15 protein-coding genes are annotated in these 16,866 nt (G+C 72.8%); 9 read left to right on the top strand and 6 right to left on the bottom strand.

All coding sequences use genetic code 11. The annotated features are described in order from the left end of the window. Positions 1-80: 80 nt before the first annotated feature. On the top strand, positions 81-350 hold the full coding sequence (locus ACYQ1K_RS02030) for a DUF2530 domain-containing protein (protein WP_459980916.1): 270 nt from the start codon (positions 81-83) through the stop codon (positions 348-350). 36 nt (positions 351-386) lie between these two features. On the opposite strand, the gene ACYQ1K_RS02025 is transcribed toward ACYQ1K_RS02030, so the two are convergent. Then, positions 387-1,184 (bottom strand): DUF3027 domain-containing protein, encoded by a 798-nt coding sequence (locus ACYQ1K_RS02025; protein WP_459981173.1) that lies wholly within the window; start codon positions 1,182-1,184, stop codon positions 387-389. Between the two features lie 60 nt (positions 1,185-1,244). Here ACYQ1K_RS02025 and ACYQ1K_RS02020 point away from each other — a divergent pair, with 60 nt between their 5' ends. Beyond that, complete coding sequence (locus tag ACYQ1K_RS02020; RefSeq protein WP_459980914.1) at positions 1,245-2,654, top strand: MFS transporter; 1,410 nt, start codon at positions 1,245-1,247, stop codon at positions 2,652-2,654. 239 nt (positions 2,655-2,893) lie between these two features. Here ACYQ1K_RS02020 and ACYQ1K_RS02015 read toward each other — a convergent pair whose 3' ends face one another. Then, positions 2,894-3,292 (bottom strand): cold-shock protein, encoded by a 399-nt coding sequence (locus ACYQ1K_RS02015; protein ID WP_459980912.1) that lies wholly within the window; start codon positions 3,290-3,292, stop codon positions 2,894-2,896. Positions 3,293-3,366: 74 nt separating this feature from the next. Next, complete coding sequence (locus tag ACYQ1K_RS02010) at positions 3,367-4,017, bottom strand: HAD family hydrolase (protein WP_459980911.1); 651 nt, start codon at positions 4,015-4,017, stop codon at positions 3,367-3,369. Between the two features lie 112 nt (positions 4,018-4,129). On the opposite strand from ACYQ1K_RS02010, the gene lepB reads away from it, so the two are divergent. After that, positions 4,130-4,864: a signal peptidase I gene (gene lepB, locus ACYQ1K_RS02005; protein ID WP_459980910.1), complete on the top strand. Its 735-nt coding sequence runs from the start codon at positions 4,130-4,132 to the stop codon at positions 4,862-4,864. A gap of 28 nt (positions 4,865-4,892) precedes the next feature. On the opposite strand, the gene ACYQ1K_RS02000 is transcribed toward lepB, so the two are convergent. After that, complete coding sequence (locus ACYQ1K_RS02000; protein ID WP_459980908.1) at positions 4,893-5,852, bottom strand: DUF559 domain-containing protein; 960 nt, start codon at positions 5,850-5,852, stop codon at positions 4,893-4,895. A gap of 207 nt (positions 5,853-6,059) precedes the next feature. Then, positions 6,060-7,280: an FHA domain-containing protein gene (locus ACYQ1K_RS01995; RefSeq protein ID WP_459980907.1), complete on the bottom strand. Its 1,221-nt coding sequence runs from the start codon at positions 7,278-7,280 to the stop codon at positions 6,060-6,062. A 42-nt stretch (positions 7,281-7,322) separates the two neighbouring features. On the opposite strand from ACYQ1K_RS01995, the gene ACYQ1K_RS01990 reads away from it, so the two are divergent. From ACYQ1K_RS01990 to ACYQ1K_RS01970, 5 genes are all read left to right on the top strand, one after another. Beyond that, on the top strand, positions 7,323-9,572 hold the full coding sequence (locus tag ACYQ1K_RS01990; RefSeq protein ID WP_459980905.1) for a helicase-associated domain-containing protein: 2,250 nt from the start codon (positions 7,323-7,325) through the stop codon (positions 9,570-9,572). Positions 9,573-9,609: 37 nt separating this feature from the next. Continuing rightward, positions 9,610-10,410, top strand: a complete 801-nt coding sequence (locus tag ACYQ1K_RS01985) for a crotonase/enoyl-CoA hydratase family protein (protein ID WP_459980903.1) — start codon at positions 9,610-9,612, stop codon at positions 10,408-10,410. Positions 10,411-10,435: 25 nt separating this feature from the next. Then, on the top strand, positions 10,436-12,088 hold the full coding sequence (locus tag ACYQ1K_RS01980; RefSeq protein WP_459980901.1) for a DNA repair helicase XPB: 1,653 nt from the start codon (positions 10,436-10,438) through the stop codon (positions 12,086-12,088). Positions 12,089-12,283: 195 nt separating this feature from the next. Continuing rightward, a complete protein-coding gene (locus tag ACYQ1K_RS01975; RefSeq protein ID WP_459980900.1) occupies positions 12,284-12,580 on the top strand; it encodes a DUF1905 domain-containing protein in 297 nt (98 codons plus the stop codon). Positions 12,581-12,683: 103 nt separating this feature from the next. Then, positions 12,684-14,222, top strand: a complete 1,539-nt coding sequence (locus ACYQ1K_RS01970; protein ID WP_459980898.1) for an esterase/lipase family protein — start codon at positions 12,684-12,686, stop codon at positions 14,220-14,222. Between the two features lie 178 nt (positions 14,223-14,400). Here the strand turns inward: ACYQ1K_RS01970 and ACYQ1K_RS01965 are convergent, their stop codons facing one another. Next, positions 14,401-15,486, bottom strand: coding sequence for a hypothetical protein (locus tag ACYQ1K_RS01965; RefSeq protein WP_459980895.1), 1,086 nt, complete (start codon positions 15,484-15,486; stop codon positions 14,401-14,403). A gap of 146 nt (positions 15,487-15,632) precedes the next feature. Here ACYQ1K_RS01965 and ACYQ1K_RS01960 point away from each other — a divergent pair, with 146 nt between their 5' ends. After that, complete coding sequence (locus tag ACYQ1K_RS01960; RefSeq protein ID WP_459980893.1) at positions 15,633-16,802, top strand: RtcB family protein; 1,170 nt, start codon at positions 15,633-15,635, stop codon at positions 16,800-16,802. The last annotated feature ends 64 nt before the right edge of the window (positions 16,803-16,866 follow it).

Genomic DNA, 16,866 nt, shown 5'->3' with positions numbered 1-16,866 from the left:
ACGGCGGAGACGACCGGAGGCTGAGGCACGACGAGGAGCCGCGCCGGCGAGCGTGCTGCGCTCGCTTGTAGGTTGGGTGCGTGGAGGAGCACGACGAGCCGCTGGCCCATCGGATCGGGAAGAGGACCTACCTGGTCGCCGACGTCGCGCCGCTCGACGTGGACGGCGTGCGCACCCTCATGGTCGGCACCGCCCTCTGGGCGCTGGCCTTCCTCGGCCTGCTCCCCTTCTACGGGCATCTCGCCGACGCGGGCAACACCTGGTGGCTGTGGACCTGCATGGCCGGCTTCGGACTGGGGCTCATCGGCATCGAGGTCTGCCGGCGCCGCGCGCACCGCGACGGACGCTGAGCACCTGACGGTGCGCCGTCCGGGCGCAGGGCCAGCTCAGAACGTCTCGAGCAGATCCAGGGTCAGCTCGTCGACGACCGGCTCGGGCAGCGGCTGGGGCTCGTGCCGCTTCGCGAGCCGGACCTCGGAGTGGGCACCACAGCCGTGGTCCATGCTGACGATGCGGCCGTCGTCGTTGGCGTCGCCGTTGGCGCAGACGCCGAAGCTGGCGCTGAGCGAGCCGGCGATGCGCAGCAGGAACCCACACGAGTGGCAGTGGTGCGGAGCCGCCTGCGCGATGGGGGCGGCCGGCCCTGCCTGCCCGACATACCACCGCTGAGCCGCGGCATCGAGGCCCTCGACCGACAGCGTGCGCACGCGGCCGAGGCCGAGCTCGGCTGCGACCTGCCGCACCTGGGCCTTGGCGTCGGGGTCGAGGGGGTCGTCCCCGAAGGCGTACGTCGGCACGAGCCGCGGGTCGTCGTCGGAGACCGGCAGCAGGTCGCCCGGGGAGAGGTCGCCGGGCTCGATGCGGTCGCGGTAGGGCACCCACGCCGGGGCGACGATCGCCTCGTCGCCCGGCAGGAGCACCAGCTCGTCGATCGTGGCCGGCTCGCCGGGCAGCTGGACGACGGTGACGGACCAGTTCCAGCCGACGTACCCGCTGCGCCGGCAGGCGAAGAAGTGCGTGACGACGGCGCCAGCCGGGTCGGCACCGGACTCGACGACGTGGCCGAGGTGAGCGCCGACGTCGGCACTGCCGACCTCGGCGACGAGGGCGGTCCGCGCGGCGTCGACCGCGCCGACGGCGATCGGCTCGTCGATCTGGCTCACCTCACTGCTCACGTGCGACATCTTCACCCATGTTGCTCCTCTCCTGCCAGTTCGGGGGGTGGGAGCAGGCAGGATGGAGACGTGACGGCTCAGCACGACGAACAGCAGGGCGAGGGTCAGCGGTGGCGCGACCCCCATCCCGCCGCGGGTCCGGAGCCGTCACGATCGGCGGGCCGCACCTTCGCGCACGGCGTGGGAGCCACGGCCCGAGGGATGGGACGCTTCGGTCGGTTCGCGTTCCGGCAGGCCCGTCGGGCGGCCGACGCCCAAGGTGCGGCCGACTCCGGGCTCAACCGCCTGATCGAGCTGCATGCCGTCAACACCGCGGGCGACGCAGCGGTCGCGATCTCGTTGGCGGGGTCGTTGTTCTTCCAGGGCGTCCCGGGGAGCGGCGGCTCGTCCCGGGAGAGCGTGGCGCTCTTCCTCGGCCTGACGATGCTGCCCTTCGCGATCGTCGCGCCGCTGATCGGCCCGTTCCTCGACCGGTTCGCCCACGGTCGCCGCTGGGCGATCGGGGCGACGATGGCGATCCGGGCGTTCCTGTGCTGGGTGCTCGCCGGCGCGCTGCCCGACCAGTCGCCGGCGATGTTCCCCGCCGCGCTCGGCGTGCTGGTGGCCTCGAAGGCGTACGGCGTGACCCGGGCCGCCGCAGTCCCCCGGCTGCTCCCCCGCGACTTCACGCTGGTCAAGGCCAACGGGCGCGTCTCGATGGCCGGCATCGTCGGCGTGGCCATCTCCGCGCCCCTGGCCGGGCTCGCCTCGCTGCTCGGGCCGGAATGGGTGCTGCGCTACGCCTTCGTCCTCTTCGTGGCCGCGACGATCGCCGCGATCCGGCTGCCGGCCAAGGTCGACTCCAGCGTGGGCGAGGGCCGACTCAGCTTCCGCGAGGACGGCGAGACCCCGAGCGGTCGCCTGCGGATGCGGATGCCGGCGAGCGTCGCCTACGCACTGCGCGCCAACTGTGCGCCGAAGTGGCTCTACGGCTTCCTGCTGATGTTCATGGCGTTCCTGCTGCAGGAGCACCCGATCGACGGATGGTCGGCGACGGTGCTGCTCGCGATCGTCGCGGGTGGCGCCGGGGTCGGCAACTTCCTCGGCGTGGTCGCGGCCTCCATGGTGCGCCGGATCAGACCCGCGGTCACCGTCTCCACCGTGATGGTCGCCGACGCGGCGGTGGCCCTGGCCGCCGCGCTGCTCTACTCGGTGCCGATGCTCGCAGTCCTCGGCCTGGTGGCCGGCCTCGGTCAGGCGCTGGCGAAGTTCTCCCTGGACTCCTCGATCCAGGCCCACATCCCGGGGTCGGTCCAGGCCTCGGCGTTCGCTCGGTCCGACACCACGCTGCAGCTCGCGTGGGTCATCGGCGGGTTCGTGGGCATCGCGCTCCCCTTGCACGCCCACCTCGGACTCGGCGTCGCCTGTGCGGTGCTCACCGCGTGGACGGCGTACGTGCTGGCCTCGCGCCCGCGCCCTTCGGTGAACAGTCGCAGATGACCGCGGCCGGCGTGCGTGCCGGAGAGGGCGGCGTCCGGGGCGTGCGATGGCAAGGCGCCGCCGCGAAGGCGACCTTGGAGCGGAGCGGGTCGTCGAGCGGCGGCAACGCGGCCAGCGTGCGTGCCGGAGAGGGCGGCGTCCGGGGCGTGCGATGGCAAGGCGCCGCCGCGAAGGCGACCTTGGAGCGGAGCGGGTCGTCGAGCGGCGGCAACGCGGCCAGCGTGCGTGCCGGGCGTCGGCTAGAGCTCGAACTCGTCGGCGAGGACGCGCAGGGCGGGGCTCACCTTCTTGGCGAGCTCGCGCGTCGGGGGGCGACCGTGCTCGTAGCCCTCGCGGATGTCCTCGAGGAGCTTGATGACGTTCTCGACGATGAGCGTCATCTCCTCAGGCTTGCGACGCTTGGCCGCGGCCTGGTTGCGCGAGACCGACGCGGGGGCGTCCACGATGCGCACCTGGAGCGCCTGCTCACCGCGGCGGCCCTGGGCGATGCCGAACTCGACGCGGGTGCCGGCCTTGAGGGTCTTGGCGGCGCCGGCCGGGAGAGCGTCGGCGTGGACGTAGACGTCGGGGCCGTTCTCCTGGGACAGGAAGCCGAAACCCTTCTCCGCGTCGAACCACTTCACCTTGCCAGTGGGCACCGGACTGACCTCTTCATTGCTCGCGTGTCGTCGACAGATCTGCGCCCCGTGCATCTCCACCGGGCCGACAGAGCCTATCCGAGCGGCGGTGGCGCCTGTGCAGCGCTTTCGGCGACGTGGGCGTCGAGCCAGGCGGGGAACTGGGAGAGGTCGTCGAGGATGACGTGGGTTCCGGCCGCCTCGACCTCCTCCCGCGTGCAGCCTCCCGTGAGCACCGACACGCTGATCGCGCCCGCCGCCAGGGCGCCCTCGACGTCGTGCACATGGTCGCCGACGTAGATGCTCGCCCCCTCGCGCAGCAGCACCTCCGCCTTGCCGACGCCCCACACCCAGCCCTCGAGATGGTCGATCTCGAAGCCGATGTGGTCGACGTGGAGCTGTGCGTTGGCGGCGTACTTCCCTGTCACGACGACGACCCGGCCCCCGTGCCTGCGCACCGCGGCGAGCGCCTCGTGCGCGCCTGAGAACGCGTGCACGTTCGCGATCGCATGGGCGGGGTAGAGCGCGCGGAAGCGGTCGCCGGCGGCGTCGATCTCGTCGGCGGGCAGGTACGGCGCCAGCAGGATCTCGAGCGGCGGTCCGAGCTTGGCCGTCATCTCCTCGACCGGGAACTCGACGCCGAGCTCCTCACCCAGGACGACCAGGACGTCCCGGAAGCCGGGGACGGTGTCGATGAGGGTCATATCGAGGTCGAACCCCACCACCAGCTGCCCCGACTCGCTCACGGCCTCGATGCTAGACGCCCGGGTCGCGGCCCCATGGTCGACGCATCGCAGGCCGGGTCGCCGGGCGCCGGTTCGCGTCCCGCCGCTTTGGCGCATCCTCTAGTGTCCCGCTGTGACCACTGACGAGCGCGCCAAGGCGTCCAGCAGCTCCGGGAAGGTCCTTCGGGAGACGGTGATCCTGCTGGTGGTCGCCATCGGGCTCGCGGTGATCGTGAAGACGTTCTTCGTGCAGGCCTTCTACATCCCGTCGGGCTCGATGGAGCCGGGGCTGCAGATCAACGACCGCATCCTGGTGGAGAAGCCGTCGTACTGGCACGGCACCCCGCAACGGGGCGACATCATCGTCTTCAAGGACCCCGGCGACTGGCTCAACGAGGGCGAGAACGGCGGTCCGAGCGGCCCGCTGGCGGGGACGCTCGCGAAGATCGGCCTCTACCCCTCCGGCGGCCATCTGGTGAAGCGGGTGATCGGCATCGCCGGGGACAAGGTCGTCTGCTGCGACAAGAAGGGCCGCATCTCGGTCAACGGCACCCCGCTCGCCGAGGACTCCTTCATCGACCCGCAGCAGGACTGCGACGGCCCGATGGCCGGCTGCTCCGGCTGGTCGGCGACGGTGCCCCCGGGGAAGCTCTTCGTGATGGGCGACAATCGGGACGAGTCGGCCGACAGCTCGTTCCACCTGTGCACCGCCGACGACGGCCCCAACTGCGACAAGAACGACGCCTACGTGTCGACCGACCTCGTCGTCGGCAAGGTCGTCGCCCTGGTGTGGCCCCTCAGTCGCGCGCACATCATCCATCGGCCCCAGGTCTTCGACGACATCGCTGAGCCGGCGAAGAAGGACTGAGTCCGCGCCGGACGGTCCGCGCCGGACGTCATGCGGACGGAGCAACCGCTTCCACGGTTCGCATGACGTCCCGACGGCTCAGCGCCTGGGCGATCTGGGCGAAGAACTCCTCCGGCGCGAGCCGTAGGCCGAGGAGCGGGAGCCGCAGCACGGTGTCGCCCGTCAGCGAGAGCGAGTTCTGGCGCAGCGCGTCGCCGACGACGTTCTCGGCCCAGGCGTGATGGATGCCGTCGATCTCGACGACGAGGTGGTGGTCCGGCCAGTACAGGTCCAGGTAGTAGCGCCCGCGGCCGTCCTGACGCAGCACCTGCTGCGCGGGAAGGGGCAGCCCTCGGCGGCGCAGCTCGCGGACGACGTCCAGCTCGCCCAGCGCGCGGGCGCCGTCGATCAGATCGTTGACCAGCTCATGCAGGAGCTGCCGCCGTCGATGCCTCTTGACGGCCAACAGCGCCAGTCCGATCTGCTCAGGGCTGGCCAGCCCCTGTTGGACGGTGAGGGTGACGACGTACGCCGCCTGCTTGTCTGTCTTCGCCCACAGGGCTGCCCGCACGGCCGCCACCGGCGGACGTGTGCGAGGGATGCCCGTCGCGGCGCGGTCGTCCCTGGTGAGCCGGCGGGTCTGCCGGATGTCGTAGAGCGGCGTCCGCCGCACGCGCGCACCCCGTGGCACCGACACCCGATGGCGGTCGACGTCGAACCGGGTGAGCCCACCGGCGACGAGGGCCGACGCTCCGTCCAGGCAGGCGCTCGGGCCGCCCTGGAACACCGCTGCCCACTGATGGCCCATGTCGGTGATCGGCCCGTTGTGGAGACACACCGACTGGTCGCCAATGAGCTGCCACCGTCGCGCCCTCAGCTGACCCCGGATCTCCCACCGGGTGACCTTCGAGGCGTAGAGCTGCCTGCGCGAGACGACCATCCCCTGGGTGAGCGCGAGCTCGTATGCGGCTCGGAGGCGCTTGTCGCCCGGTGGCGGAGTCTTCGGCATGGGGCCACGCTGCCCGGGGTCCGCCCGCGGCGGCGCCCCACCGATGGCTCCGCTGTGGACGACGCCCCCTCGACACGGGGCAGTGGAGACGACGCGGCCGCTGGCAGCGACAACGGGACCCGGGACGTCATGCGGACGGTGCAACCGCTTCCACGGTTCGCATGACGTCCGCCGCCGGGTCGCGGCCGGGTCGCGGACGCCGAGCCCCTACGCGTCGACGACGCGAATGGTCAGTCCGTCCCCGAGGTCGATGAGGGCACCGACCTGGAGGACGACGGGTACGCCGGGCCGCAGCTCCTCCGGCCGCTGCCCGGGCTGGACGAGCAGCGTGCCGTTGGTCGACCCCAGGTCAGTGACGACGGCACGGCCATGGTCGTCGCCGGTGCCGGGACGGACCTCCACGTGCGTCGAGGAGATCTCCGAGTGCGGACTCGGGACCGCCACCAGCATGGGCTGCTCGTCGGCCGGGAAGCGACCGGCGTCGGGCGCCCGGCCGATGACGACGAGGCCGTCGACGTCGACCTCCGCCCCGCTCGAGAAGGACAGGTGGGCGACCGGGCCGGGCCGCTCCCAGGAGGGCTCGGCGTCGTGCTCCGGCTCGACCGGCGTGGCCGGGAACTGCTCGGTCAGCTCGTCGCTCCAGGCCGGCGGGGCGGCTGACGGCGGCGCGGGCTCAGCGGCGGGCTCGATGGGCGGCTCGAAAGGCGGCTCGGCGACCGGCTCCAGCTCCGGCTCCAGGGGGACGCTCGGGAACGGCGGAGGCGGTGGGAGCGTCGGGACCGGCGGCGCGGGCGGCGGCGGAAGCGGGGTCGGCGGCGTCCACGACGGCGGCTCGCCTAGCACGTCGTCGCCGGTCGGGGCCTCATCCTCGGGAGCGGGCAGCTCGATCTCGTCGGTGAGCGGGTCGGGCACGAGCTCGAGCCGAGGCGCGGGCGGCACGGGTGCCCGAGGCGGCGGGGGCGGGGGCAGTGTGGGCGGCGCAGGGGCGAGGGCCGGAGCGGGTGTCTCGAGCCCGGCGAGCCTGACGAGCCCGCCGACCACCGTGAGCCGCGGTCCGGTCGGGAGCTCGCCCGGCAGGGTCACCACCAGGTGGCTGACGTCGTGCAGGACGCGCTCGACCCACATCGACGTGCTGGAGCCCTCGACGTGGACCGCTCCCTCAGCAGCGTCGAACCTGGCCGTCGCATCGCCGCGGATGACGACGCGCATGGTGTCGCCGTCACTCGCCAGCAGCACGAAGCCCGGCAGCGACGTCAGGCCGTCGGCGACGAGGGCGTCGAGGACGGCGTCGAAGCCCGCACCGTCGTCCACGAGCACCCACAGTGCACCGGCGCGGGCCTTCTCGGTGCCCGGCAGGAGGACGGTGGCGTGGTCACCCACGATGCCGAACCAGCCGCCCGGCTGGTAGGAGAAGGTCCGATCACTCACAGGGCACATCCCACCACATCCGCAGCCCGTAGCCTGGGAAGGATGAGCACGAGCAGCGGATTCCGTTCGCTCGCCGACCAGTTGCGCGCCTGGCCGGTCGAGCGTCTCTCCGGGCTGCTGCTCGCCCGGCCGGACCTCGCGACGCCCGCCCCGCAGGACTCGAGCCAGCTGGCCTCGCGTGCGGCGACGAGGGCCTCGTTGCAGCGCGCGCTGGACCTGCTGAGCCGCCCTGAGCTGGTCGTCCTGGACGCGGTCGTGGTCCTCCAGCAGGCGTCGGCCGACCGGGTCGCCGACGCGGTCCATGCGGATCCCGACGCGGTGCACGCGGCGCTGCGACGGCTGGTCGATCTCGCCCTCGTCTGGGAGTCGCGTGGCGGGTTGCGCGCGCTCACCGGGGTCGCCGAGGCGCTCGGACCGCTCAGTGGCGTGCGACCGGTGTCGTCACCGGCGCGGTCCCCAGGCGACGTACGTGCCGTGGTCGCGGCCGTATCCCCGGCGGCGCGGGCCATGCTCGTCCATGTCGTCGACTCCGGCGGCGAGGCCGTCAGCAGCGCGCGCACCACGGTCTCGGTGGCCGACGCCGCGACGCCTGCCGAGGAGCTGATCGCGCGCGGGCTGCTGGTGCCGCGGACCGATGCTCCGATGGTGGTCCCCGGGGAGGTCGCGATCGCGGTCCGGGGCCACACGACCGCCGAGCGTGTCGACGTGCCTCCCGAGATCCCCACCTCGCCCCGCGGACGGTCGCTCGTGGACAAGGTGGCCGCGGGCGCGGCCTTCGAGGCGGTACGCCGCACCGAGCTCCTCGTCGACGGGTGGGGTGCGGCTCCGCCCGCGTCGCTGCGGTCCGGCGGTCTGGGCGTCCGCGACCTGCGCGCCACCGCCGCGCGGCTCCACGTGGACGAGGCCACGGCGGCCCTGCTCGTCGAGGTGGCACACGCTGCGGGTCTGGTCACCACCGCGGCGGCCCCCGACGGCAGCCCGGCGTGGCTGCCGACGGACCAGTTCGACACCTGGACCGCACAGCCGGTCGCCGAGCGGTGGGTCGTGCTCGTCCGTGCCTGGCTGGCGAGCGACCGGACGCCGAGCCTGGTCGGCGAGCGTGACACCGCCGGCAAGGTGTGGAACGCCCTGGTGCAGGAGCTGGTCAGCCCCCTGGCGCGCGAGACCCGCCGCATGACCTTGGCGGAGCTCGCACTGCTCCCCGACGACGAGGTGCTGGCCTCCGGGACCGGCGTCCCGGGCCTGGTCGCGCGGCTCTCCTGGCTGCGGCCCCGGCGACCGAGGCAGCGAGCGGAGCAGGTCGTCCACACGCTGCAGGAGGCCGCGGCGCTCGGCGTGACCGGACTGGACGGGCTGGCGACGTACGCCCGGGCACTCGTCACCGGCGACGACCCGGCTCCCGCGCTCACCGGGCTGCTGCCCGACCCGGTCGACCACGTGCTCCTGCAGGCGGACCTCACGGCGGTCGCCCCCGGCCCCCTCGAACCGTCGCTCGCCCGCCACCTGCAGCTGCTCGCCGACGTCGAGTCGCGCGGCGGCGCGACCGTCTACCGGTTCACGCCGGCCAGTGTCCGACGGGCGCTCGAAGCCGGATGGAGCGCCGGCGAGGTGCACGCGTTCCTGGCGTCGGTCTCGCGCACCGCCGTCCCGCAGCCGCTGTCCTACCTGGTCGACGACGCGGCGCGCACGTTCGGCTCCATCCGGGTGGGCTACGCCGAGGCGTTCCTGCGCTCCGACGACGAGACCGCGTTGGCCGAGCTGCTCCACCATCCGCAGGCGCCCTCGCTCGGGCTGCGCCGGATCGCGCCGACCGTGCTCATCTCCTCGACCCCGATCGACGTGCTTCTCCCCCGGCTCCGAGAGCTCGGCGCCTCGCCGGTCGCCGAGGCGTCGGACGGCACCGTCCACGTGGCTCGCCCCGACCAGCTCCGCGCACGCACGCCGAAGTCGCGGCGCTCGGGTGCCGAGGGCGCCGCGGCGGAGGAGGCGCGCGACTCGGCTCGGGTCGCCGCCGTCGTGAGGGCCGTGCGTGCGGGCGACGAGGCGGCGGCGTCCGGACGCTCGTCGGCCCAGCTCACGCCCGCCGACGCGCTCGCGGCGCTCCGAGAGGCGGTCGAGACGTCGACACCGGTGGTCATCACCTACGTCGACAACCACGGCACCCTCGCGGACCGGGTGGTCTCGCCCGTGCGCGTCGAGGGCGGCCAGCTGGTCGCGGTCGACAACCGGGTCGACGACACCCGCTCCTTCGCGGTGCACCGGATCCGCGACGTACGACCGGTCGAGAGGTGACGGTCGGCCATCCGCCGCCTGGGCTAGCGTCGGCACCATGGCCGAGCCACTGCTGACCCGCCGCGACGGGCACGTCGAGACCTGGACGCTCAACCTGCCGGAGCGGCGCAACCCGATCTCGGACCTGCCCATGGTGGAGGCTCTCGAGGCAGCGGCGGCCCGCGTCACCGGCGACGTGGAGGTGCGGGCGGTGATCCTCACCGGGGCGGGCCCGGCGTTCTCCTCGGGTGGCGACGTCAAGGCCATGGCCGAGCGCAGCGGGATGTTCGGCGGGACGCCCGACCAGATCGCCGACGGCTACCGGCAGGGCATCCAGCGCATCCCGCGTGCGCTCTTCCACTGCCCCGTGCCGTTGATCGCCGCTGTCAACGGCCCCGCGGTCGGAGCCGGCTGTGACCTCACGCTCATGTGCGACCTGCGGATCGCCTCGACCGATGCGTTCTTCGCCGAGTCGTTCGTCAAGGTGGGGCTCATCCCGGGTGACGGCGGGGCGTTCCTGCTGCCCCGAGTCGTCGGCCATGCCCGCGCCGCCGAGATGGCGCTGACCGGTGACCGGATCTCGGCGGAGACGGCGCTGGAGTGGGGCCTCGTCTCGCGAGTCGTCGCACCCGAGGAGCTGCTCCCCACCGCCCGAGAGATCGCCGAGCGGATCGCCGCGAACCCGCCCGTCGCCGTGCGTGCCGGCAAGCAGCTGCTGCGCGAGACCGCCGGCCTGACCCTCGAGCAGGTGCTCGAGACCTCCGCCGACGTCCAGGCGATGATGCACCAGACGGCCGACCACGCCGAGGCGGTCGCTGCGTTCGTGGAGAAGCGGGAGCCGCGGTTCACCGGGGAGTAGCACCGGTCCGTAGGCTGGCGGCACCATGGATGGCCCCCTCATCGTCCAGTCGGACAAGACGCTGCTGCTCGAGGTCGACCACCCGCGGGCCGGTGATGCCCGCAAGGCGATCGCCCCGTTCGCCGAGCTCGAGCGGTCGCCGGAGCACATCCACACCTACCGGCTGACGCCGCTCGGACTCTGGAACGCGCGCGCGGCCGGGCACGACGCCGAGCAGGTCGTCGACGCGCTGCTGGAGTTCTCGCGGTACGCCGTCCCTCACGCACTCCTCGTCGACATCGCCGAGACGATGGCCCGCTACGGGCGTCTGCGTCTCGAGAAGCACCCCACCCACGGCCTCGTGCTGGCGTCGAACGACCTGCCCGTCTTCGAGGAGGTGCTGCGCGCCAAGAAGGTGCAGGGCATGCTCGGCTCCCGCGTAGACCCGGTGCCCGACAGCGTCGCGACGGTCGCCGTGCACCCGAGCGAGCGGGGCAACCTGAAGCAGGCGCTGCTCAAGCTCGGCTGGCCGGCGGAGGACTACGCGGGCTACGTCGACGGTGAGGCGCACGCCATCGACCTCGACGAGAGCGAGTGGCAGCTGCGGCCCTACCAGCGAGAGGCGGCCGAGTCGTTCTGGCATGGCGGCTCCGGCGTCGTCGTACTCCCCTGCGGCGCCGGCAAGACGCTCGTCGGCGCGGCCGCGATGGCCCACGCTCAGGCGACGACCCTCATCCTCGTGACCAACACGGTCTCGGCCCGCCAGTGGAAGGACGAGCTCGTCCGGCGCACGTCGCTGACGGCGGAGGAGATCGGGGAGTACTCCGGCTCGACCAAGGAGATCCGACCGGTCACCATCGCGACGTACCAGGTCCTCACCACCAAGCGGAAGGGCGTCTACCCCCACCTCGAGCTGCTCGACGCCCGCGACTGGGGCCTCATCGTCTACGACGAGGTGCACCTGCTGCCCGCACCGATCTTCCGGATGACCGCCGACCTGCAGGCCCGTCGCCGGATCGGGCTGACCGCGACCCTGGTGCGCGAGGACGGCCGGGAGGGGGACGTCTTCTCGCTCATCGGCCCGAAGCGGTACGACGCCCCCTGGAAGGACATCGAGGCCCAGGGCTGGATCGCGCCGGCGGACTGTGTGGAGGTCCGCGTGACGCTGCCGTCGGCCGACCGGCTGACCTACGCCACCGCCGAGCCCGAGGAGCGGTATCGACTCGCCGCCTGCGCGCGGGAGAAGGTCGGCGTCGTTCGGTCGCTGCTGCAGCGCCACGCCGGGCAGCCGACGCTGGTGATCGGGCAGTATCTCAACCAGCTCCACGAGCTCGCCGACGCCCTCGACGCCCCGGTCATCTCCGGGGAGACGCCGGTCAAGGAGCGGCAGCGCCTCTTCGACGCGTTCCGGTCCGGTGAGCTGGACCTGCTCGTGGTCTCGAAGGTCGCGAACTTCTCGATCGACCTGCCCTCCGCCGAGATCGCCATCCAGGTGTCAGGGTCGTTCGGCTCCCGCCAGGAGGAGGCGCAGCGCCTCGGCCGGCTGCTGCGGCCCGGAGCGCCGGGGAAGGTCGCCCACTTCTACACGGTCGTCGCCCGCGACACCGTCGACGCCGACTTCGCCGCCAACCGCCAGCGGTTCCTCGCCGAGCAGGGCTACGCCTACCGCATCGTTGATGCGGAGGACGTCGGCGCCTGAGGCGACGTCGCGAGCGGCGTCGAGTGCGTGCGGTGGCAAGGCGGAGGAGGGAGCCGTGGCGGAGCCACGGCGACTGACGACAACGCAGCCAGCGTGCGTGGTCGGCGCCGCGCAGCAGGCGCGTCAGGCGTCGACGTCCTCCACGGACGTCGGCGCCTGAGGCGCCCTGCCGGTGGTGAGCGGCAGGATGGAGACATGACCTGGACGTTCGAGGCCGAGCTGTGGCTCTCCGGTGACGGGGCGGAGGGGGCGTGGGTCTTCCTCACCCTTCCCGAGGACGTCGGCGACGAGATCCGCGACCTCGCGGGCCCGCGCCGCGGCTTCGGATCGGTGCGGGTCGAGGCGACGCTCGGCCCGTCGACGTGGCGGACGTCGGTCTTCCCGGGCAGGTCCGGCTGGGTGCTTCCGGTCAAGAAGGCGGTCCGAGGTGCGGCGCGGGTCGACACCGGCGACACCGTGCGCGTCGACCTGCGCGTCACCGACTCCGGATAGACCATGTGGGGGTGTCCGTCGCCTTCCGCGTCCGCCACTCTCCCAAGGGACATAGCGACGGGCACCGACACTCATGGCCGGACCCGCTGAGAGAGGCACCGCCATGGCAACACTTCCGCCGGATGGCCGACTCGCGCTCCCGGGTGTGGTGCTCACCTCGACGGGCGTCGGCGCCGAGGCCCACTCCGAGATGCTCGTCCTCGACGGCACTCGCGCTCCGCAGGACCTCGCGAGCGCCCTGGTCTCCGCGAGCATGCCGGTCGAGGGCGCCTCCCAGCTCGTCGTCGCGCTGGCCGTTGCCGAGACCAGGCCGGTGCTGGCCGTGTCGCTGACCGAGCTGACGACGCCGGCGACGGTCACCGGCGACGGGGACGTGCCGGCGGTCGAGCTCCGGGTCGAGGCGCCGCCGCCCGACCAGTGCCAGGTCCTGCTCGAGGTCGACGGGACGGGGGTTGCGAGCTGGCACCTCCCGCTCCCCGTCGGCGACGCCGCCGCGACCGACCGGGCCGGTGGCGGCGTTGTCAGCGACGTCGGTGATGTTCTCGGAGGGACCGGCCAAGACGTGTTTCGGGTCCCGGTCGTGCAGGCGCCGCTGCCCGGACCCGCGGCGCCCGGCGACGGCGACCGCGCGCTGCGGGGCATCGGTCTGAGCAAGCTCCTGCACGTGCTCCGCTACCCGCTCGAGCAGGGCGCGGGCGGCGCGGCCGAGTTCCTGATGTCGCACTGGGAGCGGACTCATCGGCCCTATGGGCTGCGGCGCTACGACGACGGGGGTCTTGCCGGGCCGGCCGGCTTCCGCCTCGCCGCCGACCAACTGAGCGAGCTCGCCGGCAAGCCGACGCTGCTGTTGGTGCACGGCACGTTCGCCACCTCCGCGGGCGCGTTCGGCGACCTCGGCTCCACGCTCCTCCCCGCGCTGCAGGAGACGTACGCCGGCCGCGTCCTTCTCTTCGACCACCCCTCCGTCTCCGTGAGCCCGATCGACAACGTCCGCTGGCTGCTGGACCACACCGGGGACACCGACCTGGTGCTCGACGTCGTCGGGCACTCGCGCGGCGGACTGGTCGGCCGGGCACTCATCGCCACGCCGACGTATGCCGGACCCCTGCTGCGACCCCCCGTGGTGCGCCGCCTGGTCCATGTCGCGACCCCGAACAACGGGACGCCGCTGGCGTCGCCGGCGAAGTGGACGAGGCTTCTCGACGCGGCCACGAACCTCGCGGTCCTCTTCCCGGGCGCCGGCGGGGATGCCCTGGCGGCGGTGATCGCGACGGTGAAGCAGCTCGGCACCGGTGTGCTCGACGGCCTCCACGGGCTCGAGTCGATGGATCCGCAGGGAGCGTTCCTGACGGCGCTGACCGAGGCGCGCGGGACGTCGACGCCCCTGACGTTCACGGTCGCGAGCAACCACGAGCCCCACCCCGGCACCGTTGCTCAGCGCGCGCTGGACGTCGCCGCGGACGACTTCTTCTCCGGATTCCTCGATGGTCGCAACGACCTCGTCGTGCCGACCGAAGGGGTGGCCGAGCACCAGCCCGTCGCCGACGCGTTCGCCGTGCCCGACGCGCTGTCGGTCACGCACAACGGCTACTTCGCGCAGCAGGTCGTGCGGGATCGGCTCGCCCTCTGGCTGCCCGGATGAGGCGGCTCCGGGGATGCGGCTCGGGAGGCGGCTCCGGGGATGCGGCTCAGGACGTCATGCGGATGGAGCAACCGCTTGCACCATCCGCATGACGTCCCGACGCATGACATCCCGACGCATGACATCCCGCCGCATGACATCTCGCCGGCATGACGCCGTCTGACTCTCGAGTATCCGGTCAGCGCAGCCGGCGGCGCCCCGACGCGCGCCACGACCTGACCCACGACCCTCGCCACTGGGCGACGGCGACCGCCATGGACGCTCGGGCCTCGACGGCGGCGCGACGCCACGGCGCGGACCACGTGGCAGCACGCTCAAGGGCACGCGCGGCTGCACCGCCGACAGCACCGCCGACACCACCCGCTACGCGTCGGACGCCTCGGATGCCGCGGGCCGACACGCGCAGCGCCGGCCCGACCGTGAGACGCCCGACATGTGCGACGGCGCGAGCCGTCCAGCACAGGGCCCGCCAGGAGCGCGACGCAGCCCACTGGAAGGCCGCTCCCACGACCCGGCCGGCCACGCGGCACAGACGCCACATTGCGGCGGCCGGGACCGCGAGACGGCGACCGATCCAGCGGCCGGCGGCAACCAGCACGCGGGCGACGAAGCGACCGACGGCGACCAACGCCTGGGTGACGAAGCGCGCAGCGGCGACGAAGCCAAGCCAGAGCGCGTGGACGACCCAGCCGACGCCAGAGACGACCGCGGAGGTGACCACCCGGATCGTCGTACCCAGGAACCGCACGACGTCCGCGATCGCTCTGACGACCACCAGGAGAGCTCGAGCCAGCCACGCCGCGTAGGGCCGCGCCCAGCGGGCGATCGCCGCGGCCATCCGCCCGAGGATGCGCCACAGCGGTGCGCTCACCCGGGTCATCGCGACGAGCGCCCGGCCGGTGCCTCGGAGGAGCCGCACGAGGAGCCGCACGAGGCGCCGACCGGCCTGACCGACCGGCGTTGCGAATGTCCGCACCATCCACCGGGCCGCACGGAGGACCCCACGAGAGGCGATGCCGCACGCGTGAGCGAGCCCGCGGGCTGACGCGCCGACGACTCGGCCGAGCGAACGCAGCGTGCGGCGCACAGCGAGGCGAGCGGCGAGGCGGGCGGCGAGGCGGGCGGCGGTCAACACACGGAAGAGCGCTGACAGGGCCACGGCCGCGATCTGGAGGGGCGTGACAACACAGAGCGCCAGGACGCGGAGGATCCACACCAGCCAGCGAGGCGCGGCCTCGTCCGGCGGGTCCGTGTACGACGTCATCGCTCCCCTTCCGCAGGCACAGGCTAGGGCAACGGCACACCGGAAATGCGTCGTACAACTGATTTCGCGCCCCCTAGCCTCCTGTGTCGGCCCGCCGTCCGGAGGGCACCGACCACACGAGAAGGGCTATGACGCAGGAAGCGACGATGAAGCAGATCACCCCGAAGCTCCTCAGCTGGGCTTCGATCCTCGAGAACAGCACCCGCGAGCAGGCGGTGACGACGGCGAGGATGCCGTTCATCCACCCGCACCTCGCCCTGATGCCTGACGCCCACCTGGGCCTGGGCGCGACGGTGGGCTCGGTCATCCCGACCCTCGGCGCGATCATCCCGGCCGCGGTCGGCGTCGACATCGGGTGCGGCATGATCGCGGTGCGGACCCAGCTCACCCGCGCGGAGCTGCCGACCGACCGGCGACCGCTGCGCGAGGCGATCGAGCGGGCGATCCCCGTGAACGCCGGGGCCGCCAACCGCAAGGTCAGTCGCGAGCACACCGAGCGCCGGCTCGAGCTCCTCACGAAGGAGGCGCAGGACGCCGGCTTCGAGCCCGGCTCCTACGCCCGCCAGTGGGAGCTGCAGCTCGGCACACTGGGGTCCGGCAACCACTTCATCGAGGTGACCGTCGACGAGGAGGACCGGGTCTGGCTGTTCCTGCACTCGGGCTCGCGAGGAGTGGGCAACAAGATCGCGCAGCACCACATCAAGGTCGCCGCACAGCTGTGCCGGAAGTGGCATATCGCGCTTCCGCACCGCGACCTCGCCTACCTGGTCGAGGAGACCGATGAGTTCGACTCCTACATCTCCCAGATGCGGTGGGCGCAGCACTACGCGCTGCTCAACCGCGAGGAGATGATGGACCGGGTCGCCCGGCAGTTCGCCGAGTGGACGGGTGCGCCGGTGGTGCGGATGGAGGAGATCAACTGCCATCACAACTACACCGAGCAGGAGACCCACTTCGGCAAGCGGGTCTGGCTCTCCCGCAAGGGCGCGATCAACGCCGAGGCGGGGCGGCCGGGGCTGATCCCGGGCAGCATGGGCACGGCGTCGTACGTCGTCACCGGCCTGGGCAACAGGGTGGCGCTCAACTCGGCGCCGCATGGCGCCGGGCGGTCGTTCTCGCGGTCGGCGGCCCGCCGGCAGTTCACGCGCGAGGACCTGCAGGCGGCGATGGCCGGCATCGAGTACCGCGACACCGACGCCTTCATCGACGAGATTCCGGCGGCGTACAAGGACATCGACCAGGTGATGGCGGACGCCGCCGACCTGGTGGAGATCCGCCACACGCTGCGGCAGATCGTCAACGTGAAGGGCGACTGACCCGGGTCAGGACGTCATGCGGACGGAGCAAGCACCTGCTCCGTCCGCATGACGTCCGGCAGGG

Source organism: Nocardioides sp. AN3 (genome assembly GCF_054653495.1).
This window is presented reverse-complemented; position numbering and strand designations above follow the sequence as displayed.